We start from the raw sequence: 21,411 nt of genomic DNA on the forward strand, positions 1-21,411 counted from the left end.
TATCAGTCGTGCAACACCGTAGGGTGGGTGACGGGCGGGGTCAAGGGGGTGCGGCGGAAGCGATGTACCGCCGCTTTCCACCGCAGTCGGAACCCACCCCACCCAGGGGAGCGACCACCGCGCCCCGTCCGCACATCCCCCGAGAGGAGATCCACCGCCATGGCCTACGAGGTGAAGGGCGTCGTCGCCCGCAGCAAGGGAGCCCCGGTCACCGTCGAGACGATCGTCGTCCCCGACCCCGGCCCCGGGGAGGCCGTCGTCGACGTGCAGGCCTGCGGGGTCTGCGCCACCGACCTGCACTACCGCGAGGGCAACATCAACGACGAGTTCCCCTTCCTGCTGGGCCACGAGGCCGCCGGCGTGGTCTCCGCGGTCGGGCAGGGCGTCACGAACGTGCAGGTGGGCGACTACGTGATCCTCAACTGGCGGGCGGTGTGCGGCCAGTGCCGCGCCTGCCTCAAGGGCGAGCTGCAGTACTGCTTCAACACCCACAACGCCGCGCAGAAGATGACCCTGGCCGACGGCACCGAGCTGTCGGCGGCGCTGGGGATCGGTGCGTTCGTGGAGAAGACGCTGGTCCACTCGGGCCAGTGCACCAAGGTCGACCCGGCCGCCCCGGCCACCGCCGCGGGCCTGCTCGGCTGCGGCGTGATGGCCGGGGTGGGCGCGGCGATCAACACCGGCGGCGTGCGCCGCGGCGAGTCGGTGGCGGTGTTCGGCTGCGGCGGCGTGGGGGACGCCGCGATCGCCGGCGCGAAGCTGGCCGGCGCGACCACGATCATCGCCGTCGACATCGACGACCGGAAGCTGGAATGGGCCAGGAAGATGGGCGCCACCCACACGGTCAACTCGAAGGACACCGACGCGGTGGAGGCGATCAAGGGCCACACGAACGGCTTCGGCGTGGACGTGGCGATCGACGCGGTCGGCCATCCGGCGGTGTTCGAGCAGGCCTTCTACGCCCGCGACCTGGCCGGCCGGGTCGTGCTCGTCGGCGTCCCCACCCCGGACATGACCATCACCCTGCCGTTGATCGAGGTCTTCGGCCGCGGCGGAGCGATCAAGTCCTCCTGGTACGGCGACTGCCTGCCCTCCCGCGACTTCCCGATGCTCGTGGACCTCTACCGGCAGGGCCGCTTCCCGCTCGACCAGTTCGTCACCGAGGCCATCGGCCTGGACGACGTCGAGGAGGCATTCGACAACCTGCGCCAGGGCGAGGTGCTGCGCAGCGTCGTGGTGTTGGACAAGTGAGCACGGCGCGAATCGAGAAGACCGTCGTCAACGGGATCTTCAGCCTCGACGGGCAGGACTTCGACGTCGACAACAACGTCTGGCTGGTAGGGGACGATGACGAGGTGCTCGTCATCGACGCACCTCACCGCCCCGAACCGATCGTCGAGGCCATCGGCGGGCGGCGGGTGACCGCCATCGTGCTGACCCACGGGCACAACGACCACATCACCGCCGCCGTCGACCTCCGCGAGGCCACCGGGGCGCCGATCTGGCTCAACGCCGCCGACCTCATGCTCTGGGAGAGCGTCCATCCGGAGGCGTTGCCCGACCAGCCCCTCGGCCACTGCACCCCCTTCCACGTGGCCGGGACGTCCCTCCTCTCGATGCACACCCCGGGCCACAGCCCCGGCAGCACCTCGCTCTACGCACGTGACCTGAACACCGTCTTCACCGGGGACACCCTGTTCTGCGGTGGCCCCGGCGCCACCGGACGGTCCTACAGCGACAGACCGACCATCCTCAACTCCATCCGCTCGTGTCTGCTGACCCTGCCCGGCGACACGGTCGTCAAGACCGGCCACGGTGACGACACGACCGTCGCCGCGGAGGTGGGCCGTGTCCGGTGAGATGCCAGGCGGGACCCGTGCGCCGACGAGAACAGGGTCTCCGCCCACGGACGACGGCCGGGCGACGCGGCGGCGATCCCGCGTCGCGCTGGAGCGGGCGCTGCGAGATGCCAGCTACGAGGTCCTGCCGCTGCGGGGCGCCGAGGAGTCGGTCGTCGAGCACGTCCCCCGGACCGTGCCACTCACCGTGACGGTGACGGAGGCCAAGGGCTTGACGCCCACCCTCGAGCTGGCCGAGCGGTTGTCGGGTCACGGGTTCGTAACCTCGCCCCACTTGGCCGCCCGCCTGGTCCGGGACAAGGCCCAGCTGGCCGACATCGTGGCCCGCCTGCGCGCTGCGGACGTGGACAGCGTGTTCGTCATCGGGGGCGATGCCCCTGAGCCCGCGGGGTCCTTTCCCGACGCGCTGTCCCTGCTCGAAGCCCTGGACGCCGGCGGTCACCACTTCCGCCACGTGGGGATCGGCGGCTACCCCGAAGGCCACGGGCACCTCAGCGCAGAGCTGATCGAATGCGCCCTCGAGCGGAAGGCCCCGCACGCGACCCACATCATCACCCAGCTGTGCTTCCACCCCGCGACGACGAGGGCCTGGGCGCGGCAGGTGAAGCTGCGGGGCGTCGACCTGCCGATCCGGATCGGGCTCCCCGGCGCCGTGACGCGCCAGAAGCTCGTCCGGATCTCGGCCGGTATTGGGCTGGGTCAGTCGGCTCGCTTCCTCGCGAAGCAGCACAGCCTGTTCTGGCGCTTCTTCCTGCCCCACGGATACCGGCCGGACCGGCTCATCGACCGCCTCGCACCTGCCCTCGGGCATCCCGAGCAGAACCTGCAGGGGTTCCACCTGTTCACGTTCAACGAGGTGGCACGGACGGAGGCGTGGCGGCAGGAGTGGCTGGAACGCCTGTCCGACGCAGTGCCGGGGTGACGCGGGCCCGTCAGAAGGACGGCAGGCGCGGGCCCGACATGCAGTACGGGGGCGTCACGCTCCTCACCTCACCCGGCGGCGGCCGCTATCCGTCCGGCAACTCCCTGCTCATCCGCGGGACGGAGGCGAACGTCCTCGTCGACCCCTCACTCGAGGTCGACCGGCGAGGCGGTGTGGACGTCCCTGTCGAGCTCATCGCCGTCACCCACGCCCACGAGGACCACGTCGCGGGGCTCCACCTGTTCCCGGAGGTGCCGGTCGTCGTCCACCCCGCGGAGGCCACCGCCGTCCGCGACCCCGAAGCGCTCGTGTCCGCGTTCGGCATGGCTGATGCCGACGCAGCCGTCTTCCGACACCAGGTGCGCGAGACCTTTCACGTGCGCGGTCACGGGCCGGTGGACACCGTGGACGACGGCGCGGTGCTCGACCTCGGCCGGCGGTCGGTGACTGTCGTCCACCTGCCGGGGCACACCGCCGGACACTGCGGCCTGCTCGTCGAGCCGGACGGGTTCCTCTTCCTCGGAGACGTCGACCTCACGTCCTTCGGCCCCTACTACGGCGACCTGTCCAGCAGCCTCGATGCCTTCGTCGCGTCGATCGAACGACTCCGCGGCATGGACGCCCGCTGGTACGGGACCTCCCACCACGTCGGCGTACTCGACGACCGGCAGGCGTTCCTCGACGCCTTGGACCGCTTCGCCGCGGTGATCGACCGCCGGGACGAGACGCTGCTGCAGCTGCTTCGGCAGCCACGGACGCTGAAGGACGTCGTCGCACACCGGCTCGTGTACCGGCCGCACGTCCAGCTGCTGTTCACCGAGGCGGTCGAACGCCGGACGGCCCTCCTCCACCTGGAACGACTGGAGCGCCACGGCAGGGTCGTTGCCACCGGCGACGGCTACCTGGCCGTGTGACGCGCCCGGTCCGGTCGCGCCGGAGTGCAGGAGGCATGCTGCGGGGCCGGGAGGACGTCGTCCTCCCGGCCCCGCCACTCGACCGTGCTGGGATCGGTCTCAGTGCGCCAGGCGCTGCGTCAGCCACTCGTGGAAGGCGCCGATGTGGTGCTCAGAGGGCACCAGCACACCGCCCTTTGCGTACGCACGTGAGGACATGGCCGGCTGGGTCCGCTCGCAAGCCTCGAAGTCCTGCTCGTTGACCCGGTGGAACAGCTCGACCGACCGAGTGACGTCCTTGCCCGATTCGACGACCTCGTGCGAGTACAGCCAGTCGCACTCCACGATCGTCCGGTCCACCGAGACCGGGAACATGCGGTGGAAGATCACGTGGTCCGGCACCAGGTTGATGAAGACGGTCGGCCGAACAGTGATGGCGTAGTAGCGCCGGTCGTGGTCGTCGTCGACGCCGGGCAGCTTGTCGAAACCCTCGCTGCCGTCGACGGTGAAGCCCTTGACGTCGTCCCCGAACTCGGCGCCGTGCCCGACGAAGTACTGCGCGGCGTAGCCGTCGGCGAACTCGGGGAGCACCTCGGTCAGCTCCGGGTGGATCGTCGCGCAGTGGTAGCACTCCATGAAGTTCTCGATGATGAGCTTCCAGTTGGCCTTGACGTCGTAGGTGATGCGGCGCCCCACCTTCAGCGAGTCGAGCTGATAGTGGTCGATCGACTCCACGTCACCAAGGCGCTCGACGACAGCCCCGACGACGTCGTCCTCGAAGGACGGGGGCTCCTTCGACAGGCACACCCACGCGTAGCCGAGCCACTCGCGCAACGCCACCGGCACCAGGCCGTACTCGACTCGGTCGATGTCGGGCATCTTGGTCAGGTTCGGAGCCGCGACGAGCTTGCCGTCGAGGTCGTAGGTCCACGCGTGGTAGGGGCACTGGAAGGCCCGCTTCACCTGTCCCGAGTCGTCGGTGCAGATCTGCGCTCCGCGGTGCCGGCAGATGTTGAGGAACGACCGCAGCTGTCCGTCCCGGCTGCGGACGACGAGGACGCTCTCCCTCCCCACCTGAACCTTCTTGAACGAGCCGGGCGTCGGGAGATCACTCGACCGCACGGCGCAGAACCACATGTTCTCGAAGACGTGGGACTGCTCCAGCGAGAAGATGGCCGGGTCGGTGTAGTACTGGCCCGGCAGCGTGGAGATGAGGCTCGCGGGCAGGTCAGTGGTGGTCATACGGCACCTCGGGGTTCCGTCGGGCGATTCTGGGGACGCCGGGAGTCGGATAGCGCGGGTCTGCGGCACACCACGGTCGTCCTCCGCCAGGACACATCCGGACGACCGATGTGTTGCACATTACAGAGATCGTCGCGCATAGCGCAACAACTTCTCGTCGGACATGCGACAGCAACTCGGCACGCGACTATGAGCCAGCTCCAGACAGGGCGCGGTCAGGGGGCGGCGCACAAGGCGACGTCCCAGCGCCTCACCGCGCACGCCCGCGGACAGCAACCCGCGGGCGCGACTAGCGGAAGAAACCCAGCCGTCGGCTCAGCTCGTCAGCACCGGCCGTCAACCGGCGGGCGACCCTCGGGAAGTCCTCCGGGTCCATCCGGAAGGACGGCCCGGAGACGCTGAGGGCCGCGATCACCGCACCGGCCGCGTCGCGCACGGGCGCGGCGACCGCGTTGAGTCCGACCTCGAACTCCTCCACGGTGGAACCCCAGCCCCGCTCGACGATGCGGTCGAGATGCTCCCGCAGGGCCTCGGGGTCGCTGATCGTGGCAGGGGTGAACCGTGGCAGGTCCCGGGACAGAACCCCCTTGCGGACGGCGTCAGGTGCGTGGGCCAGCAGCACCTTGCCGCTCGACGTGGCATGCAGGGGGGTGCCCTGCCCGACCCAGTTGTGCGTGCTGAGCGCTGCCGGCCCCCGGACCTGGCTGACGTTCACGGCACGGTCGGTGTCGAGGATGGCGATGTTCACCGTCTCCTCGAGGTCGGTGGCCAGCGCCTCGCAGATCGGCCGCCCCTCCTGGGCGATGTCCAACTGTGCGGCAGCGGCGCCGGCCAGGCGCACGACCCCGAAGCCCAGCCGGTACTTGCCCCGATCGGCCAACTGCTCGACGAATCCCCTGCTCTCCAGCACCGCGACCAGGCGGAAGGCCGTGGACTTGTGCACGCCGAGCTCGGCGGCCACCTCGGTGACGCCGGCCTCCCCGTGGGCCGCCAGGATCTCAAGCACGCTCAGCGCGCGGTCCACGGACTGGACCGCGGCGACCGAGCCGCGCTCACCGTTCGCACCCTGGGGCCCACTCATGTCCTCAGCGTAGGTGGCGCACCGACTCAAGGCGGCCGGCTCCCTTGACGGCACATGAGCACTCAGACATGCTGTTGCGCTATCGGCAAAGGGTTGCGGTGCACGCAACACTCACAAGCCTGGAGCGCCCATGATCCCGGTCTGTCTCACGACCGCGCTGCCGCCCGGCGAGGCGACCCGCATCGAGGCCGAAGAGCCCATCGCGGTCTTCAACGTCGACGGCGACTTCTACGCCATCGACGACACCTGCACCCACCAGGACGCCTCACTGGCCGACGGCTGGCTGGACGGGTGCTCCGTGGAATGCCCCCTGCACGCCTCCTGCTTCGACCTGCGCACCGGGAAGGTGTCCGGCCCACCGGCCAAGACGCCCGTCCGCACGCACCGGGTCGTCGTCCAGGACGGCATGGTCTACGTGCAGCCGGGGATCACCGCGGACGGTGCCGCGTGAGCCCCACGATCGCCGTGGTCGGCGCGGCGCTGGCAGGCCTCTCGGCCGCCCGCGCGCTCCGGGACCAGTCCTTCGACGGCCGCATCGTGGTCATCGGGGACGAGGTGCACGCCCCCTACGACCGCCCGCCGCTGTCCAAGGAGTTCCTGGCCGGCACGGCCTCGCTGGACGACATCGGCCTGGGCGCGCCCGACGACGAGGAACTCGGTCTCGAGTGGCGGCTGGGCACCACCGCGGTCGGCCTGGACCGCGTCAGCCGCTCGGTGCTGCTGAGCGACGGCAGCGAGGTCCGGGCCGACGGGGTCGTCCTCGCCACGGGCGCCCGCGCCCGACGCCTGCCCGGCAGCGAGGGACTCGGCGGTGTGCACGTCCTGCGCTCCCTGGACGACGCGATCGCCCTCCGGGAGGACCTGGCCTCCGCCAGCCGTCTCGTCGTGATCGGCGCCGGTTTCATCGGGGCGGAGGTCGCCTCCACGGCCCGAAAGCTCGGGCTCGAGGTCACTGTCGTCGAGGCCATGCCCGTTCCGCTCGCCGGCCCCCTGGGCGCCGAGATGGGCGCGGTGTGCGCCGAGCTGCACGCCGACCACGGCACCCGCCTGCTGACCGGCAGCGGGGTCGCCGGGCTGGTCGGCACCGGCCGGGTCGAGGCCGTGGAGCTGACCGACGGCACTCGCCTGCCCGCCGACGTGGTCGTCGTGGGGATCGGCGCCATCCCGAACATCGAGTGGTTGGCCGACTCCGGCGTGGCCCTGGGAAACGGCGTCCTCACCGACGCCCGCGGCGTCACCAACATCCCCGGTGTGGTTGCCGTCGGCGACTGCGCAGCGGCGTGGTCGGTCTCCGCGGAACGGCACGTCCGCATCGAGCACTGGACCCACGCGTTGGAGCAGCCGGCCACCGCCGTCGCCACCCTGTTGGGCGCCGAGGGCGCGGTGCCGGCCTCGGTCCCCTACTTCTGGTCCGACCAGTACGGCGCCCGCATCCAGTTCGCGGGCTCCCGCCGCGAGGATGACGTCGCACGGGTCGTGGAGGGCAGCTGCGCCGAGCGGAGCTTCCTGGTGGTCTACGAGCGCGACGATGTCCCGGTCGCCGTGCTGGGGATGAACCAGCCCCGCCTGTTCACCCGGTGGCGCCGACAGCTCCGCTCCGCAGTGCCGGCACCGTCCTGACCACCGGGCCGGCACGGCCCACATCCCACGACCCCAGAGGTCGGGCCACACAGCCCGACCTCTGGGGTCGTTGCCACGCTTCCAGTGGTGCCGGCCGTCCCCGACGGGTGGACGCCGGGCTGCGGTCCATGCGCCCCGCCGCGCCGGCCTCCCCCGCCCGGCCGCCGATCGCCGTCGCACACCACGACTGAACGGCCGCCAGCTGACCGCCGCGGCTACGGCTGGGTATGACATGGCCGGCGACGGAGCGGCGGCCGGGCGCCATCAGGCATACGTCCGTGCACGCCCGAGCGCTCGCCAGGCGGACCGTCGCCCTTCCGTTCAGTGCGATGGCAGGCAAGAACCCCGCTGTGGCGGGGCTGGCGTCGAATCGGCCAGGTCCGACGGCACGTGCGAGCAGCCGCGCGCGCACCACCGGGTCGCCACCCGACCGCCCTCGGCGACGTCGACCGCGCCACCTCACTGGTCAGCCGTGCGCCGAGCACGATCCCTCGAACGGCGAAGGGCCTCCCGGCGCGGAACTGAGTTCCGACGCCGGGAGGCCCTCCCCTGGCGGTGGCGGTACCCCTAGGGGCGGGGGTCCATCGGCCGGCCGATCGCCTCCGCCGTGGGCTGCTGATCCTGGGCGGGAACCGGCGGGGGCCCCGCCGAGGACACGAAGTTCCCGTCCGGGCTGGCCTGCAACCGCTGATTCAGCCCCGGGCTCGCCTGGGACGTGGCCTCGATGTCCGTCCCTGGGTCGGGCGTCTGCTCCACGACGAGGACAAAGTCTTCGCCGTGGCGGCTGATGCCGTCGACGACGGCCTTCTCGATCGCCAGGGTGGCGTAGTTGCCGCGCAGGACGATCGGATCGCGGCGGAGGTCCTTGACCAGACTCACGGCCATCGCGGCCATCACGAGGGCGAACGGCAGGGCCGCGATGATCGTCAGGTTCTGCAGCCCGGTCAGTGCCGCGCCGTCCTCGCTGATCAACAGCATGATCGCCGCGACCGAGCCCATGACGACGCCCCAGAAGATGACGACCGCCCGGCTCGGCTCCAGGGTGCCGCGCTGCGAGAGCGAGCCCATGACGATCGAGGCCGCGTCCGCACCAGACACGAAGAAGATGCCGACCAGCAGCATCACGACCACGGTGGCGACGGTGGCGAGGGGGTACTGCTGGAGGACGGCGAACAACTGCCCCTCCGTGGTGCCCTGACCCGCGACGTCGAGACCATCCCGCTGGGCGGCGATGCCTGCCCCGCCGAAGACGGCGAACCACAGCAGGCTGACCAGGCTGGGCACCAGGAGCACACCGGTGACGAACTGCCGGATGGTCCGGCCGCGGCTGATGCGGGCGATGAACAACCCGACGAACGGCGTCCAGCTGATCCACCAGGCCCAGTAGAAGACCGTCCACCCGCGCAACCAGGTGGCCATCGCGTCTCCGCCGGTGGCCTCCGTGCGCGCAGCCATCTCCCCGAGGTCGGAGAAGTAGCTGCCGACCGCGTCCGGGATCAGGTTGAGGATGAAGATCGTCGGGCCGAGGACGAAGACGAACAGCGCCAGGCCGAGGGCCAGGACCATGTTGACGTTGGACAGCCACTGGATGCCGCGGGCGACGCCGGAGACGGCCGAGGCGACGAAGGCCGCGGTCAGCACCGCGATGATCGCGACGAGGACGCCGTTCCCGACGTCGCCGGCCCAACCGAGGATCTTGACCCCGCTCCCGATCTGCAGGGCGCCCAGGCCGAGAGAGGCCGCGGACCCGAAGAGCGTGGCGAAGATGGCCAGGACGTCGATGACCCGGCCGGCCGGCCCGGCCGCGCGCCGCTCACCGAGGAGCGGGATGAAGGCGGAGCTGATCAGCTGGCGACGGCCGCGCCGGAAGGTGCCGTAGGCGATGGCCAGTCCGACGACGGCGTACATCGCCCACGGGTGCAGCGTCCAGTGGAAGAGCGTGGTCGCCATTGCCGTCTGGATTGCCTGGGACGACTCGGCCTCGGTCGTGAGCGGCGGCGGGGACACGTAGTGCGAGAGTGGCTCGGCGACGCCGTAGAACATCAGCCCGATGCCCATGCCGGCGCTGAACATCATCGCGACCCAGGAGACCGTGCGGAACTCCGGCCGCTCGTCGTCCCGCCCCAGCGGGATCCGTCCGTACTTCCCTGCCGCCAGCCAGATGACGTACACCACGAAGGCCGACGCCAGGAGCACGAACAACCACCCGAGGTTGCCGGTGATCCAGCCGAGGAGTGAACCGCTCACGGTGCCCAGCCCGGTGGGGCTGACGAAGCCCCAGGCGACGAAGCCCAGCGCCATGGTCGCGGCGATGGCGAAAAGGACCCGGTCCACGGCCCAGTGGCGATCGGCCACGCAGGGCGGCGGCTCTGCGACGGCTGGGTGGGTTCCGGTCACGGTCACATCGGCGGCGTCCGCGGTGGTGCGCTCACCCCCCGCACCGACGGTGCCACCGACAGAGGTCGGACCAGTCCGAACGCCGTTGGACTGGCTCGGTGGGCGGGAGGACGAGGCGTGCTCGCCGCGTGATTGCTCCATGACACTCCCCTCTCGTGTTGCGTTATCTGAAACCTGCTTCGCAGGAGGGAACCAGATAGCGCATCCCGGGACAAGAGTGCGATGTGACTTCTTACACATCCCGCTCGGATGAGACCCTGCGTTACGTCAGGGTCACGGGGCGGGGAATCAGTCATGGCGCGCCACCGGAAGCGCCCAAGGTGTCGGCGCCGATGCCTGCTGCAGGCACGTTCAGCCTTGACCGCCGAACGAGCACCAACGCGGGTCACGACGACGGACGGACAGCCTGCCGATCATGCACGGCAGCACCCGGACATCAACTGCCGGCGGTCGGGTTGCGCAGGACACCGAGGCGCTCGACCTCGATGACGTCCCCCGGGTGGAGCAGTCACGGCTGGCTGCGGGCGCGTACATGAAACCAGACGGCGTGCCGGTAGCCGGCAGGCTGCGCAGGGCCGGGCAAGGCGTGCGGACTCAGGGAGCGCATGTCCCCGACGCCTGGACGTTCTGATCCGCGAGGTTGGTGACGCGGGCGGCCAGACGTCCCAAGCACGCGCGCGCCTAGGGCCGACACCGGAGCGTCACCGCGACCGAGCTCAGAACGGCCGAGTCGGCGGTCGGAGCAGGAGGGCCTCGGTGATCGAGCGGCCGTAGACCAGCACCGCGTCCTCGGAGTTGGGGAACAGCGGCCGGCCGATCTGGCCGCACCTGGCACGCTCGCAAAGTTGTGTGGCCAGCAGCGCCGACTGACGACCGATGAAGTGCACGCTGTGCCTGCGCGCTCGGACGAGACGTGCAGTTGTCTGCGGGGGGGCCTACTGGCGTCAGGCGAGCCCACAGGGGCTCACCGACACGTAGCTGACGCGCTAGACGAATGCCGGGGACCCCCGCCACAGCGGCGGGGGTCCCCGGCTTTTCGCCAACAGAGGGCCTGGCATTTCGCCAGGACCCCGGGGTGGAGGTGGCGGGAATCGAACCCGCGTCCTACGACGCATCACCAGGGCTTCTCCGAGCGCAGTCCGCTGCGTCTCTGCTCGACCCTCCCGATCTCGCGAACAAGACGGGATGACGGGCCCAGTCGCTGTTTGGTGTCCCGCGCGCGCCCGCGACCGGCACGCACGGTCAGTCATCTAGCTGATGCCAGGATCCGGGCCGATGACGAACCCGGGCTGACAGACCCGCCTACGCTGCTATCAGGCAGCGAGGGCGAAGTCGCGCTGACTGGAGTCGGCGCTTGTGTTGTTTCCGACGCGTGGTTAACGAGCTCATCGTCGGCTTCCTCGGCTCGCTTCCCCTGGTCATCCGACCGCAGTCGAGACCATTCACCCCCTGTGTAGTTGTGCAGACAGGGTAACGGCACCCACCGACGGGTTGTTCCCGCGCCACCCCGGGCCCCGCCGCGGTTCCGTCCCGGGGCTCGCCCTGAGCCTGCGAGGGGTGGGGGGTCCTCCCTCAGATCCAGTCGCGGCGCTTGAAGACGGCGTACAGCGTGAGGCTGACCCCCGCCATCAGCACCAGCGCGAACGGGTAGCCGAGCGCCCAGCCCAGCTCGGGCATGACCTCGAAGTTCATCCCGTACACCGTCCCGACCAGCGTCGGCGCGAACAGGATGGCCGCCCACGCGGAGATCTTCTTGACCTCCTCGCCCTGCGCGATCGAGGCCTCGGTGAGCTCGCGGATCTCCTCGTTCTGTCGCTGGGCCACCAGCGTGGCGTTCACGGTGAGGATGTCGCGCAGCTGCAGCCGGAACGCCTCCACCCGCTCGGTGACCTGGACGACGTGGTCCTCGACGTCACGCAGGTAGCTGCGCAGGTCGTCGTCGACGCCGTACTTGTCGAAGCCCGCAGCGATCGCGGCGAGGATGCCGGTGAGCGGCTGCGCGGCGCGCTGGAACTCCAGCACCTCCTGGGAGAGCTCGTAGATGCGCCGCGAGACGCCCGGGTCCCCGCGGAAGACCTCGGTCTCGATCTCGTCGATGTCGGTGGCCAGCCCCGCGACCACCGGCGAGTACCCGTCGACGACGGCGTCGAGAATCGCGTACAGCACCGCCTCGCTGCCCTTCTCCAGCAGCGCCGGCTCGCTCTCCAGCCGCCGGCGCACCCGGGAGAGGTCCGGGGACTCGCTGTGCCGCACGGTGATGGCGAAGTTGCGGCCGAGGAACAGGTGCAGCTCGCCGAACTCCACCTCCTCGGCCGCGTCGAGGTACCGGGCTGCCTTGAGGACGACGAACAGCGTGCTGCCGTAGCGCTCGAACTTCGGCCGCTGGTGGGCCTTGATCGCGTCCTCGACCGCCAGCTCGGGCAGGTCGTACTGCTCGGCCAGCTCACCGAGCTCGGCCGGCTCGGGCCGGTAGAGGCCCAGCCACACCAGGCGGTCGGGGTCCTCGACCAGCCACTCGTGGCTCTCGGCGACGCTGTCCGGCGTCGCCACCCGCCGTCCCGACGAGTAGACGGCGTTGTCGACGATCAGCGACTGCCGCTGCGGCACGGCCGGGACCGGGGGCTGCGGCGGGGGCGCGAGGGTCAGCTCGGGACGCGGCCGGCGGGCCAGGGTGGACAGGGCGGTGAGGGACGCACGACGGCGGTCGACCACGGCGGACTCCCGGGGAGACGCTGGAGCGGGGGGACTCGTCGGGAGTCCGCACCCCGTGGCCCCGTCCCGGTCCCGGCCCCCTGCAGGGCCCCGCCGCGAGCTCGCGAGCGGTGGGGAGCAGGGGGTCCTTCTACGAAGGGTGGGGAGGACGGGGTCCTTCAACAGGCGGTGCGGCCCCGGTGCCGGTACTGGGCGGTTCGCTGGGCACGCGCAGCACCTCCTGTCGTCCGTGGGCCGGCCCGGTCGATGGGCCGTCGTCCATCGTTACACGCGCTGTCCACCCGGCTCCCCCGGCCGGGTGAACGTCACACGACGGTCAGACGTCGTCCATGGGTCGTTTCCGCGCCGCGGTCCGCTCCTCGCTCGCCGGCGCTCACTGCGATGCTCCCGCGGCTGTCAGCCGACGGAGAGCACGAGGCCGATCAGCAGCGGCAGCAGCAGCACGATGAGGATCGCGCCGAGGACGTCGAAGGAGATGCCCGACCGGATCATCTTGGTGATCGGCACGACGCCGGAGCCGTAGACGATCGCGTTCTGCGGCGTCGACACCGGCAGCATGAAGCCGAAGGACGCCGCGAAGGTGGCCGCGAGCGCCGGCACGAACGGGTTGACCCCCGCGGCCACCGCCACCGGGATGACGATCGGCACGACCACCGCCGCCGAGGCGGTGTTCGACGTCGTCTCCGAGATGATGATCGCCAGGATGACGGCGAAGATGGTGATCGCGAAGACGTTCGTCAGACCCAGCAGGTTCGCCGATCCGTTGCCGATGGTCTCGGCCAGCCCGGTGTCGGCCAGCAGCGAGCCGAAGATGATGCCGGTGCCGAACAGCAGGATCGTGCCCCAGTCGATCTTCGCCGCGTCCGACCAGTTGAGGGTGAAGTCCCGACGCCCCCAGTCGGTGGGCAGCAGGAACAGCAGCGACGCCCCGAGGACGGCGACGATGCCCTCGTCCAGCCGGTCGCCGACCGCCGCGTAGAGGTCGGAGTCGGTGCCCGCGGTCAGCGCGATGACGCCGGGGAAGATCCACAGCGCCACCGTGATCCCGAAGGCGATGAGCGTGTTCTTCTCCGCCCGGGACATCGGGCCGAGCGCCTCGCGCTCCTGCTGCACGTACTCGTGCACGCCCTCGATCCGCTTGATCTCCGGCCGGTTGAGCAGCAGCAGGACCGCGGCCAGCGCCACGAACATCAAGGCGCAGATGGGCAGGGCCATGAGCATCCAGCTGAGGAAGCCGATGCGCTCGCCCGTCGCCTCCTCGATCAGCCCGCGGCCGATCAGGTTGGGCGGGCTGCCGACGGGGGTGATCAGCCCGCCGACGCTCGCGCCGTAGGCCAGCATCAGCATCAGCGCGACGCCCACCCGCAGCCGCAGCGGGTCGAAGTCCGGCGCCACCATCTCCTTGTGCTGCAGCAGCTTGGCGATGACCGACAGGATGCCGATCCCGGTGGGCAGCAGCATCGCGACGGTGGCGGTGTTGGAGACGAACGCCGACAGCAGGGCGGTGATCAGCCCGAACGCGATGACGAGCCGCGCGGTCGAGCCGCCGACCCAGCGCATCGACAGGATCGTCATGGCGAACCGCCGGGCCACCCCGTGCTTGAGCATCGCCTGGGCCAGGATGAAGGCGCCGATGAAGGTGAAGATCGTCGTCGACCCGAGCGGGGCGACGGCGTCGTCGCCCGACACGACCCCGAGGACGGCGATCGCGCCGACCCCGATCAGCCCGCCGATCGGGATCGGCACCGGCTCGGTGATCCACAGGACGATGACGCCGAGCAGCACCGCGGCGAGCAGGTGCTGGTCGCGCGGCAGGTCGAGCGGCAGCAGCGCGAAGACGATCGTCACCGCCGGGGCGAGGAACAACCCGACGGTGCGGCGCCCCTTCTCGAACCGCTCCTCCGCCGGGCTGAGCTGCTGCTCACCCAGGCTGCGGTAGGTGGCGTGGCCGCGGAACGCGGCGTCGACGTCCGTGCGTCCCCCGGAGCCGGGCCCCCGATCGGTGATGGCCATGACGCCTCCTCGGTCTGTGACCCCGACCATAGGGAGCGTAGGGGCTACCCGGCGACCTCTCCCTCCGGCGGGGGTACGGCGAGCGCGACGAGGAAGCGCGACACCATCGCGTAGCCGCCCACCAGCACGGTCAGCTCCACGACCTGCCGGTCGTCGAGGTGCGTCCGGACTCCGACGAACACCTCGTCGGGGACGACGACGTCGCGCGTCGAGGCGTCGGTGAAGGCGAGGACGGCGGCCTGCACCGGCGTCCACACCGGCTCACCGACGGCGTCGGGACGGCGCAGCACCTGCAGCTGCAGCTCGGCCAGCCCGGCGCGGCGGGCGATCGGCTCGTGCGAGACCCACTCGAAGTCGGCGTCGTTGAGCACCGCCACCCGCAGCACCACCAGCTCGCGCAGGTCGGCCGGCAGCGTCGTCGCCCCGCGCAGCGCGCCGAGCAGCGCGTTCCAGCCCTCGGCGACCGGCGGGCTGTGCAGCAGCAGCCGGTCCAGCGCGGAGAGCTCGCCGCTTCGGCGGGCGCGCATCAGCTCCGCCGTCGGCCCGTCGTCCCCGGACTCCGGGAGGCGTGCCCCGGTCATCGGGCGGCGAGGACGCCGGCCGGGTACGCGCCGTTGGCGACCAGCCGGGCCGACAGCGCGCGGCCCAGCTCGACCACCCGGGCGGTCCGCTCGGCACCCAGGCGCACCCAGGGCGCGGCGGAGACCTCGTCGGTCCCGGCCTCGATCTCGGCGCGCAGCCGGCGACCCTCGTCGGTCAGCCCGCCGTCGGCGAGCAGACCCCGCGCGGTGAGCTGCTCGCAGGTCGCGGCCCACTCCTCGTCGCTCCACCCCCGGGTCGCCTTGGCGGCGGCCTCGGTGAAGCCGCGGCCGGTCCAGGTGTGGGTGACCAGCGCCTCGAGACCGGTCATCCCCGACCGCAGCAGGCAGGCGATGTGCCCGTCGCCGCGGTGCTCGCGCAGCAGCGTGGCCCCGTGCCACAGCGACAGCACCGGCTCGTCGGGCCACGGCTGGTCGGCGTGCGCGGCGTAGAGCGGGCGACCCTCCGGGGTCAGTGCGGCGCAGGCCTCGCGCAGCAGGCCGGCCAGCTCGGCCACCTCGGGCGCGGCCGCGGCGTCCGCGCCGCCGAGCAGCCGGGTCAGCGAGGCGCGGGCCCCGTCGAGCCGGGCGGCGAGCACCTGCTCGGGGGTGGCCAGGGTCCAGGCGCGCGGCACGTGCCGGGCGACGAGCGTGGGGGCGAAGTTGCCGAAGGTGGCCGTCACGGTGCCCGGCCCGACCGCGCCCATCGCGGCCGCCCGGCCGGCGAAGTAGCACATCCGGCCGGGGCGCAGCCCGACCGCGGTGAGGTACTCGTCCTGCTCGGGCGAGAAGTAGACGTGGTTGTGCAGCGGCTCCACGGCGCGGTGCGCGCGGGCGACGTCGGGAGCGGGCTGATCGGCGCTGACCATGCGCCGGACCCTAAGAGGACCCCCCTGCCCCCACCACTCGCAGGCTCGCGGCGGGACCCTCCAGGGGGGCCGGGCCCGGGAGGGCCGGCGTCCCGGCCGAGCGAGCGCAACCACCGGCGCTGCCACGGCGTCTCCACCGCCCGCGGGTGGTACCGCTCGCGCACCCACCGGACGGCGTCGGCGGCCGGCAGCCCGTCGAGGACGGCGAGCGCGGCCAGCGCGGTGCCGGTGCGGCCGACCCCGCCGCGGCAGGCCACCTCGACCCGCTCCCCCGCCCGCGCGTGCTCCAGCGCCTCGGCCAGCGCGGCGAGGGCGGCGGCGCGGTCCAGCGGGACCCGGAAGTCCGGCCAGCGCACCCGACACGCCGGCCACGGCGGCAGCAGGCCGGCGCCGAGCACCACCGCCCGGTCGGCCGGGGACGCCGGAGCGCCCAGCCGGCGGCCGCGGACCCGGACGCCGGAGGGCAGCTCGACCAGCCCGGTGTCGTCGGTCCAGCGCACGCCGCGCAGCGTAGGGACGGCGGGCCACCGGGTCCCGTGGCTCCCTTGCGACCGGTGCGGGCGGGCGTCAGCATCGGCGCAGGCCGCCGAGAGGAGAGCCCCGTGCCCCGCTTCCTGGTCATCGCCCGGTACGAGGCGCAGGGCGCGCGGGCGGTGATGGCCGCCGGTGGCACGGCCCGCCGCAGCGCCTTCGCGCACGCCGTCCTCGACCTGGAGGGCCGGCTGGAGAGCTTCGACTTCGCCCTCGGCGACGAGGACGTCTACGCGGTCGTCGAGCTGCCCGACACCGCGGCCGCCGCGGCGCTGACGCTGTCGATCAGCGGGGGCGGCGTCGCGCGGGTGCGGACCGTCGTCCTGCTGACGCCCGAAGAGGTCGACCGGGCCGCCAGCCTGAACCCCGACTACGCCCCCGGTCCGCACTGAGGTCCGCCCCGGGCGCGGAGCGGCGGGACCGTCAGGGCGCCAGCGCGAACAGCCGCGCGCCGTTGTGCCACAACACGGCGCGCAGCCACTCCTCCCCCAGGTCCAGCCGGTGCAGCGCGGCCAGCTGGTGGGCGTACGGGTACGGGATGGAGGGGAAGTCGCTGCCGAGCACCACCTTGTCCCGCAGCGCGCCCAGCCGCGGCCGCAGGGCCGGGTCGAAGGGCATCAGCCGCTCGGTGAAGTCGGTGGCGAACATCGTGGTGTCCAGGTGCACCCGCTCGTAGCGCTCGGCCAGGTCCAGGAAGGCCGCGTACTCGGGCATGCCCAGGTGGGCGATGACCAACTGCAACCGCGGGTACCGCTCGAGCAGGCCGGTCATCGGCGCCGGCCCGGTGTGCTCGCCGCGCAGCGGACCCGAGCCGCAGTGGATGACGACGGGGGTCCCGGTCTCCTCCAGCCGCGCCCACACCGGGTCCAGCAGCGGGTCGCGCGGGTCGAAGGCGCCCACCTGGACGTGCACCTTGAACACCCGCACGCCGGCCGCCAGCGCCGTCTCGACGTAGGCCGCGGCCTCCGGCTCGGGGTAGAAGGTCGCCGACTGCAGCACCTGCGGGTGCGCGGCGGCGAACCCGTGCGACCAGTCGTTGAGCCAGGCGGCCATGCCCGGCTTGTGCGGGTAGGGCAGCGTGGGGAACGCCCGGACGCCGAGGCGGTCGAGCACCGCCAGCCGTTCGTCCTCCGGCAGCGGGTACTGCACCGGCCAGGCCGCGCCGTAGTTCCGCTCGCCCGCGGCGAAGTAGGCCCACACCTTGGCCTGCACCCGCTCGGGGAGGAAGTGCACGTGCACGTCGACCAGCCCGGGCAGGCCCAGCTCGCGCCAGTACCGGGGGACGTCGGCGTCGTCGGCCGGGGCCTCGATCGCCGTCACCGGAGCGTGACCATGCCCGTGGTCACGAGCGCAGCGTGACGACGACCTTGCCGCGCACGTGCCCGCCCGCGACCAGCTCCTGCGCCTCGGCGGTCTGCTCCAGCGGGAACGCCCGGGCGATCGGCACCCGCAGCTGGCCGGCGTCGGCCATCCGGCCGAGCTCCTCGAGGTGCTCGTGCTCGGGCCGGACGAAGACGTAGCGCCCGCCCATCTCGTTCACCACCGGGTCGACGACGGACACGATGCGGGCGGGGTCGCGGACCTGCTTCGGCGCGTCGGCCAGCGTGTCGCCGCCGACCAGGTCGAGGACGGCGTCGACCGGCTCGGACAGCTGCGCGCTGATCGGCCCGGTCGAGTAGTCGAGCACCTCGGCGGCCCCCGCGTCGCGGGGGAAGCCGTGGTTGCGCGGGCTGGCCGTGCCGATGACGTGCGCGCCGAGCGCGACGGCGATCTGCACGGCGGAGAAGCCGACCCCGCCCGCGGCGCGGTGCACCAGCACCCGCTCGCCCTCGTGGACGTCGAGCGCCTCGGTCAGCGACTGGTAGGCGGTCAGCCCCGCCAACGGCAGCCCGGCCGCCTCGGCGAAGGACAGCGACTGCGGCTTGTGCGCCAGGCAGCGCTGCGGCGCGGGCACGAACTCGGCCGTCGTCCCCCACTGGACGTCGTCCCGGCGGACGTAGCCGAACACCTCGTCACCGGCGGCGAACGCGGTGACCGCCGGACCGGCGGCCTCGACGACCCCGGCGACGTCCCAGCCCGGCACGATCGGCAGGTGGTGCGGGTAGGCGCCGGTCAGTCCGCCGGCTCGGATCAGCATGTCGACCGGGTTGACGCCGGCCGCGTGCACCCGCACCAGCACGGTGTCGGGGCCGACCGGTGGGTCGGGCAGGTCGTCGCGGAGGGTCAGGACCTGGGGCCCGCCGAACTCGTCGTACGCGATGCCCCGCACTCAGCGCCGTCCCTTCACGTAGCGGCCGAAGGCCTTCTGGATCTCCCGGCGGGAGTCGCGCTCGGCGAGGTCGGCGCGCTTGTCGTAGGACTTCTTGCCCTTGGCGAGCGCGAGGGTCGCCTTGACCTTGCCGTCCTTGAAGTACAGGTCGAGCGGCACCAGGGTCAGGCCGCCCTCCTTGGTCTTGCCGATCAGCTTGTCGATCTCGGCGCGGTGCATGAGCACCTTGCGCTTGCGCCGCGGGGCGTGGTTGGTCCAGGTGCCCTCGGTGTACTCGGGGATGTGCACGTGCTGCAGCCACACCTCGCCGCCGTCCACCGTGGCGAAGCCGTCGACGAGCGAGGCACGGCCGGCACGCAGGCTCTTCACCTCGGTGCCGGTGAGCACCAGGCCCACCTCGTAGGTGTCGAGGATCGAGTAGTCGTGCCGCGCCTTCTTGTTCTGGGCGATGAGCTTCCGCCCCTGTTCACGCGGCATGGACCCGAGTCTAGGGGCCCCCGTCGGACCCGACGCGGGGCCCGGAGGGCTCCCGGCGGGTCCGACGGCGGCGCTCAGCGCAACGGGGGACGGCACGTGGTCGCGGTGTCGGCCGGTAGGCCGACAGTCCTATATGCGCACGTACAGGCGCAGGGTCACGTAGGCGGCGACGGCGGCCAGGCCCACGCCGGCGCCGGCGATCACCGGGCTGATGAAGGCGATCGCGCCCCAGTCGACCGGCGGGATGATCCCGGCGCGGATCGGCCCGGCGAGGGTCTTGTCGACGAACAGGATCTTGGTGACCACCAGGCCGCCGATGGCCAGCAGCGCACCGATCAGCCCGGCCAGCGCGGCCTCGAGGATGAACGGCAGCTGGGTGTACCAGCGGGAGGCGCCGACCAGCCGCATGATGTTGGTCTCGTTGCGCCGGTTGAAGGCGGCCAGCTGGATCGTGTTGGAGATCAGCAGCAACGCCGCCAACGCCTGGACGACGGCGACGGCGATCGTCGCGTTGCGGGCGCCGTTGAGCAGGCTGAACAGCCGGTCGAGGAAGTCGCCCTCGTCGCGCACCTGGTCGACGCCGTTCTGCCCGTTCGGGAACTCCGCGGCGATGACCTCGTAGCGCTCCGGGTTCACCAGCTCGACGCGGAAGCTCTCGGGCAGCGCGTCCGGCGGGGTGTTCTGCACGAGCTCGGGCTGCTGGCTGAACTGCTGCTGGAAGCGGGCGTAGGCCTCGTCCTTGGACTCGTAGATGTAGGTCGCCACCTCGGGCGAGTCCGCGAGCTGCTGCTCGATGGCCGACCGCTGCTGGTCGGTGACGTCGTCGGCCAGGAAGACGGAGACCTGCACCTTGTCGTAGTAGATCTCCTTCATGTCGGAGATCATCCCGGCGATCAGCAGGCCGGTGCCCATGAGGCCGAGCGAGATGGCCGTGGTCAGGATCATCGCGACCGTCATGGTCAGGTTGCGACGCAGCCCGGTGGCCACCTCGGAGAGCACGAAGTTGACGCGCATGGATTCCCTGTCGTGAGGTCAGGCAGGTGGAGGAGCGGGGGGCCGGGTCAGCGGCCGACCCCGTAGACGCCGCGCGACTGGTCGCGGGTGAGGACTCCTCCGTTGAGCTCGATCACGCGGCGGCGCATCGAGTCGACGATGTGGTAGTCGTGCGTCGCCATGACGACCGTCGTCCCGGTGCGGTTGATCCGCTCCAGCAGCAGCATGATGCCCTCGCTGGTCTCCGGGTCGAGGTTGCCGGTGGGCTCGTCGGCCAGCAGCACCAGCGGCCGGTTGACGAACGCGCGGGCGATGGCGACGCGCTGCTGCTCACCACCGGAGAGCTCGCTGGGCAGCCGGGCGGCCTTGCCCTCGAGGCCGACCATCTCCAGGACCTCGGGGACGACGCGCTTGATGGTCCGCTGGGGCTTGTTGATGACCTCCAGCGCGAAGGCCACGTTCTGGGCCACGGTGCGGTTGCGCAGCAGGCGGAAGTCCTGGAAGACGCAGCCGATGGTGCGGCGCAGCTTCGGCACCTGCCACTTGTTCATCGTGTTCAGCGTCTTGCCGTTGACGATGACGTTCCCCTTGGTGGGGTCGTCCTCCTTGAGCAGCAGCCGCAGGAACGTCGACTTGCCCGAGCCGGAGGAGCCGATGAGGAAGACGAACTCGCCCTTGTCGATCTCCGTCGACACGTCATCGAGGGCCGGCCGCGAGCTGGCCGGGTAGAGCTTGGTGACGTGTTGCAGTTCGATCACGAGGGGCCACGGTACCTCTCGAACCCGGGAGACTGGAGTGTCACGCGCGGTCGGTCGCCGTCCCGTCCCGACAGAGCGTGAGCGGCTCCGCCGGGGGCCCGGGACGCCCGTCACCCAGCGTGGCCCATCCGGCGTCCCGCCGTGCGACGGGTGTGACGAACGGGACGTCTGATCTCGCCGGCCCTCCGGGTCCTGCC

Annotated in this window: 21 protein-coding genes, 1 other RNA gene and 1 pseudogene; 8 read left to right on the top strand and 15 right to left on the bottom strand. The window is 71.7% G+C overall.

All coding sequences use genetic code 11. The features are described from left to right. Positions 1-159: 159 nt before the first annotated feature. The 4 genes from CNO22_RS02885 (at position 160) to CNO22_RS02900 (ending at position 3,695) form a co-directional block, all read left to right on the top strand. Positions 160-1,251 carry an S-(hydroxymethyl)mycothiol dehydrogenase gene (locus CNO22_RS02885; RefSeq protein ID WP_100497856.1) on the top strand — a complete coding sequence of 364 codons (1,092 nt, stop codon included), beginning with the start codon at positions 160-162 and terminating at the stop codon, positions 1,249-1,251. Next, the gene (locus CNO22_RS02890) at positions 1,248-1,859 is read left to right on the top strand and encodes an MBL fold metallo-hydrolase (RefSeq protein ID WP_100497857.1); all 612 of its coding nucleotides are present in this window, start codon (positions 1,248-1,250) and stop codon (positions 1,857-1,859) included. Before CNO22_RS02885 ends, CNO22_RS02890 begins: the two co-directional genes overlap by 4 nt. A 100-nt stretch (positions 1,860-1,959) precedes the next feature. Beyond that, the gene (locus CNO22_RS02895; protein WP_408609687.1) at positions 1,960-2,781 is read left to right on the top strand and encodes a methylenetetrahydrofolate reductase; all 822 of its coding nucleotides are present in this window, start codon (positions 1,960-1,962) and stop codon (positions 2,779-2,781) included. After that, positions 2,778-3,695 carry an MBL fold metallo-hydrolase gene (locus CNO22_RS02900; RefSeq protein WP_232806745.1) on the top strand — a complete coding sequence of 306 codons (918 nt, stop codon included), beginning with the start codon at positions 2,778-2,780 and terminating at the stop codon, positions 3,693-3,695. The genes CNO22_RS02895 and CNO22_RS02900 overlap by 4 nt, the downstream gene beginning before the upstream one ends. A 99-nt stretch (positions 3,696-3,794) precedes the next feature. On the opposite strand, the gene CNO22_RS02905 is transcribed toward CNO22_RS02900, so the two are convergent. Together CNO22_RS02905 and CNO22_RS02910 are read right to left on the bottom strand one after the other, a co-directional pair. Next, positions 3,795-4,916 (bottom strand): aromatic ring-hydroxylating oxygenase subunit alpha, encoded by a 1,122-nt coding sequence (locus tag CNO22_RS02905; protein WP_100497859.1) that lies wholly within the window; start codon positions 4,914-4,916, stop codon positions 3,795-3,797. Positions 4,917-5,205: 289 nt separating this feature from the next. Beyond that, the gene (locus tag CNO22_RS02910; RefSeq protein ID WP_100497860.1) at positions 5,206-5,997 is read right to left on the bottom strand and encodes an IclR family transcriptional regulator; all 792 of its coding nucleotides are present in this window, start codon (positions 5,995-5,997) and stop codon (positions 5,206-5,208) included. 130 nt (positions 5,998-6,127) lie between these two features. Between CNO22_RS02910 and CNO22_RS02915 the strand changes: the two genes are divergently transcribed. Both CNO22_RS02915 and CNO22_RS02920 read left to right on the top strand, forming a co-directional pair. Then, positions 6,128-6,448 (top strand): bifunctional 3-phenylpropionate/cinnamic acid dioxygenase ferredoxin subunit, encoded by a 321-nt coding sequence (locus CNO22_RS02915; protein ID WP_100497861.1) that lies wholly within the window; start codon positions 6,128-6,130, stop codon positions 6,446-6,448. After that, the gene (locus CNO22_RS02920; protein ID WP_100497862.1) at positions 6,445-7,617 is read left to right on the top strand and encodes an NAD(P)/FAD-dependent oxidoreductase; all 1,173 of its coding nucleotides are present in this window, start codon (positions 6,445-6,447) and stop codon (positions 7,615-7,617) included. Before CNO22_RS02915 ends, CNO22_RS02920 begins: the two co-directional genes overlap by 4 nt. Before the next feature lie 567 nt (positions 7,618-8,184). Here CNO22_RS02920 and CNO22_RS02925 read toward each other — a convergent pair. Next, entirely contained in the window at positions 8,185-9,951 is a 1,767-nt protein-coding gene (locus CNO22_RS02925) for a BCCT family transporter (protein ID WP_232806746.1), read from the bottom strand. A gap of 478 nt (positions 9,952-10,429) precedes the next feature. On the opposite strand from CNO22_RS02925, the gene CNO22_RS02930 reads away from it, so the two are divergent. Continuing rightward, entirely contained in the window at positions 10,430-10,645 is a 216-nt protein-coding gene (locus tag CNO22_RS02930) for a hypothetical protein (protein ID WP_100497864.1), read from the top strand. A gap of 85 nt (positions 10,646-10,730) precedes the next feature. Here the strand turns inward: CNO22_RS02930 and CNO22_RS27425 are convergent, their stop codons facing one another. From CNO22_RS27425 to CNO22_RS29925, 7 genes and pseudogenes are all read right to left on the bottom strand, one after another. Further along, on the bottom strand, positions 10,731-10,901 hold the full coding sequence (locus CNO22_RS27425; protein WP_157936765.1) for a hypothetical protein: 171 nt from the start codon (positions 10,899-10,901) through the stop codon (positions 10,731-10,733). A 186-nt stretch (positions 10,902-11,087) separates the two neighbouring features. Further along, positions 11,088-11,464: a transfer-messenger RNA gene (ssrA, locus tag CNO22_RS02935) on the bottom strand. Positions 11,465-11,586: 122 nt separating this feature from the next. Further along, complete coding sequence (locus CNO22_RS02940; RefSeq protein WP_100497865.1) at positions 11,587-12,726, bottom strand: magnesium and cobalt transport protein CorA; 1,140 nt, start codon at positions 12,724-12,726, stop codon at positions 11,587-11,589. 396 nt (positions 12,727-13,122) lie between these two features. Next, on the bottom strand, positions 13,123-14,739 hold the full coding sequence (locus CNO22_RS02945; RefSeq protein ID WP_100497866.1) for an SLC13 family permease: 1,617 nt from the start codon (positions 14,737-14,739) through the stop codon (positions 13,123-13,125). Positions 14,740-14,783: 44 nt separating this feature from the next. Next, positions 14,784-15,320, bottom strand: coding sequence for a carboxymuconolactone decarboxylase family protein (locus CNO22_RS02950; RefSeq protein WP_100497867.1), 537 nt, complete (start codon positions 15,318-15,320; stop codon positions 14,784-14,786). Further along, a complete protein-coding gene (locus CNO22_RS02955; RefSeq protein WP_100497868.1) occupies positions 15,317-16,186 on the bottom strand; it encodes an SCO6745 family protein in 870 nt (289 codons plus the stop codon). Before CNO22_RS02955 ends, CNO22_RS02950 begins: the two co-directional genes overlap by 4 nt. Positions 16,187-16,377: 191 nt before the next feature. After that, positions 16,378-16,884: pseudogene (locus CNO22_RS29925) on the bottom strand (protein-tyrosine phosphatase family protein); the annotation flags it as partial. Between CNO22_RS29925 and CNO22_RS02965 the strand changes: the two are divergent. Then, a complete protein-coding gene (locus CNO22_RS02965; protein ID WP_100497869.1) occupies positions 16,789-17,109 on the top strand; it encodes a GYD domain-containing protein in 321 nt (106 codons plus the stop codon). The pseudogene CNO22_RS29925 and the gene CNO22_RS02965 sit on opposite strands and share 96 nt — an antisense overlap. 31 nt (positions 17,110-17,140) lie before the next feature. On the opposite strand, the gene CNO22_RS02970 is transcribed toward CNO22_RS02965, so the two are convergent. The 5 genes from CNO22_RS02970 to ftsE form a co-directional block, all read right to left on the bottom strand. Then, complete coding sequence (locus CNO22_RS02970; protein ID WP_100497870.1) at positions 17,141-18,037, bottom strand: amidohydrolase family protein; 897 nt, start codon at positions 18,035-18,037, stop codon at positions 17,141-17,143. 22 nt (positions 18,038-18,059) lie between these two features. Continuing rightward, on the bottom strand, positions 18,060-18,986 hold the full coding sequence (locus CNO22_RS02975) for an NADP-dependent oxidoreductase (RefSeq protein ID WP_100497871.1): 927 nt from the start codon (positions 18,984-18,986) through the stop codon (positions 18,060-18,062). Then, positions 18,987-19,463 carry an SsrA-binding protein SmpB gene (gene smpB / locus CNO22_RS02980; protein ID WP_100497872.1) on the bottom strand — a complete coding sequence of 159 codons (477 nt, stop codon included), beginning with the start codon at positions 19,461-19,463 and terminating at the stop codon, positions 18,987-18,989. A gap of 129 nt (positions 19,464-19,592) precedes the next feature. After that, positions 19,593-20,477: a permease-like cell division protein FtsX gene (ftsX, locus tag CNO22_RS02985; protein WP_100497873.1), complete on the bottom strand. Its 885-nt coding sequence runs from the start codon at positions 20,475-20,477 to the stop codon at positions 19,593-19,595. A 47-nt stretch (positions 20,478-20,524) separates the two neighbouring features. Continuing rightward, on the bottom strand, positions 20,525-21,214 hold the full coding sequence (ftsE, locus tag CNO22_RS02990; protein ID WP_100497874.1) for a cell division ATP-binding protein FtsE: 690 nt from the start codon (positions 21,212-21,214) through the stop codon (positions 20,525-20,527). Between the last annotated feature and the right edge of the window lie 197 nt (positions 21,215-21,411).

Source organism: Geodermatophilus chilensis, from assembly GCF_002802985.1.
In the GTDB taxonomy this organism is placed as follows: Bacteria; Actinomycetota; Actinomycetes; order Mycobacteriales; family Geodermatophilaceae; genus Geodermatophilus; species Geodermatophilus chilensis.

Bases quoted from the DNA above. Each gene is read 5' to 3' on its own strand.
- CNO22_RS02945 (WP_100497866.1), bottom strand. From the start codon at position 14,739: ATGGCCATCACCGATCGGGGGCCCGGCTCCGGGGGACGCACGGACGTC.
- CNO22_RS02950 (WP_100497867.1), bottom strand. From the start codon at position 15,320: ATGACCGGGGCACGCCTCCCGGAGTCCGGGGACGACGGGCCGACGGCG.
- smpB (WP_100497872.1), bottom strand. From the start codon at position 19,463: ATGCCGCGTGAACAGGGGCGGAAGCTCATCGCCCAGAACAAGAAGGCG.
- CNO22_RS02910 (WP_100497860.1), bottom strand. From the start codon at position 5,997: ATGAGTGGGCCCCAGGGTGCGAACGGTGAGCGCGGCTCGGTCGCCGCG.
- CNO22_RS02930 (WP_100497864.1), top strand. From the start codon at position 10,430: ATGCACGGCAGCACCCGGACATCAACTGCCGGCGGTCGGGTTGCGCAG.
- ftsX (WP_100497873.1), bottom strand. From the start codon at position 20,477: ATGCGCGTCAACTTCGTGCTCTCCGAGGTGGCCACCGGGCTGCGTCGC.
- CNO22_RS02885 (WP_100497856.1), top strand. From the start codon at position 160: ATGGCCTACGAGGTGAAGGGCGTCGTCGCCCGCAGCAAGGGAGCCCCG.
- CNO22_RS02955 (WP_100497868.1), bottom strand. From the start codon at position 16,186: ATGGTCAGCGCCGATCAGCCCGCTCCCGACGTCGCCCGCGCGCACCGC.
- CNO22_RS02915 (WP_100497861.1), top strand. From the start codon at position 6,128: ATGATCCCGGTCTGTCTCACGACCGCGCTGCCGCCCGGCGAGGCGACC.
- CNO22_RS02905 (WP_100497859.1), bottom strand. From the start codon at position 4,916: ATGACCACCACTGACCTGCCCGCGAGCCTCATCTCCACGCTGCCGGGC.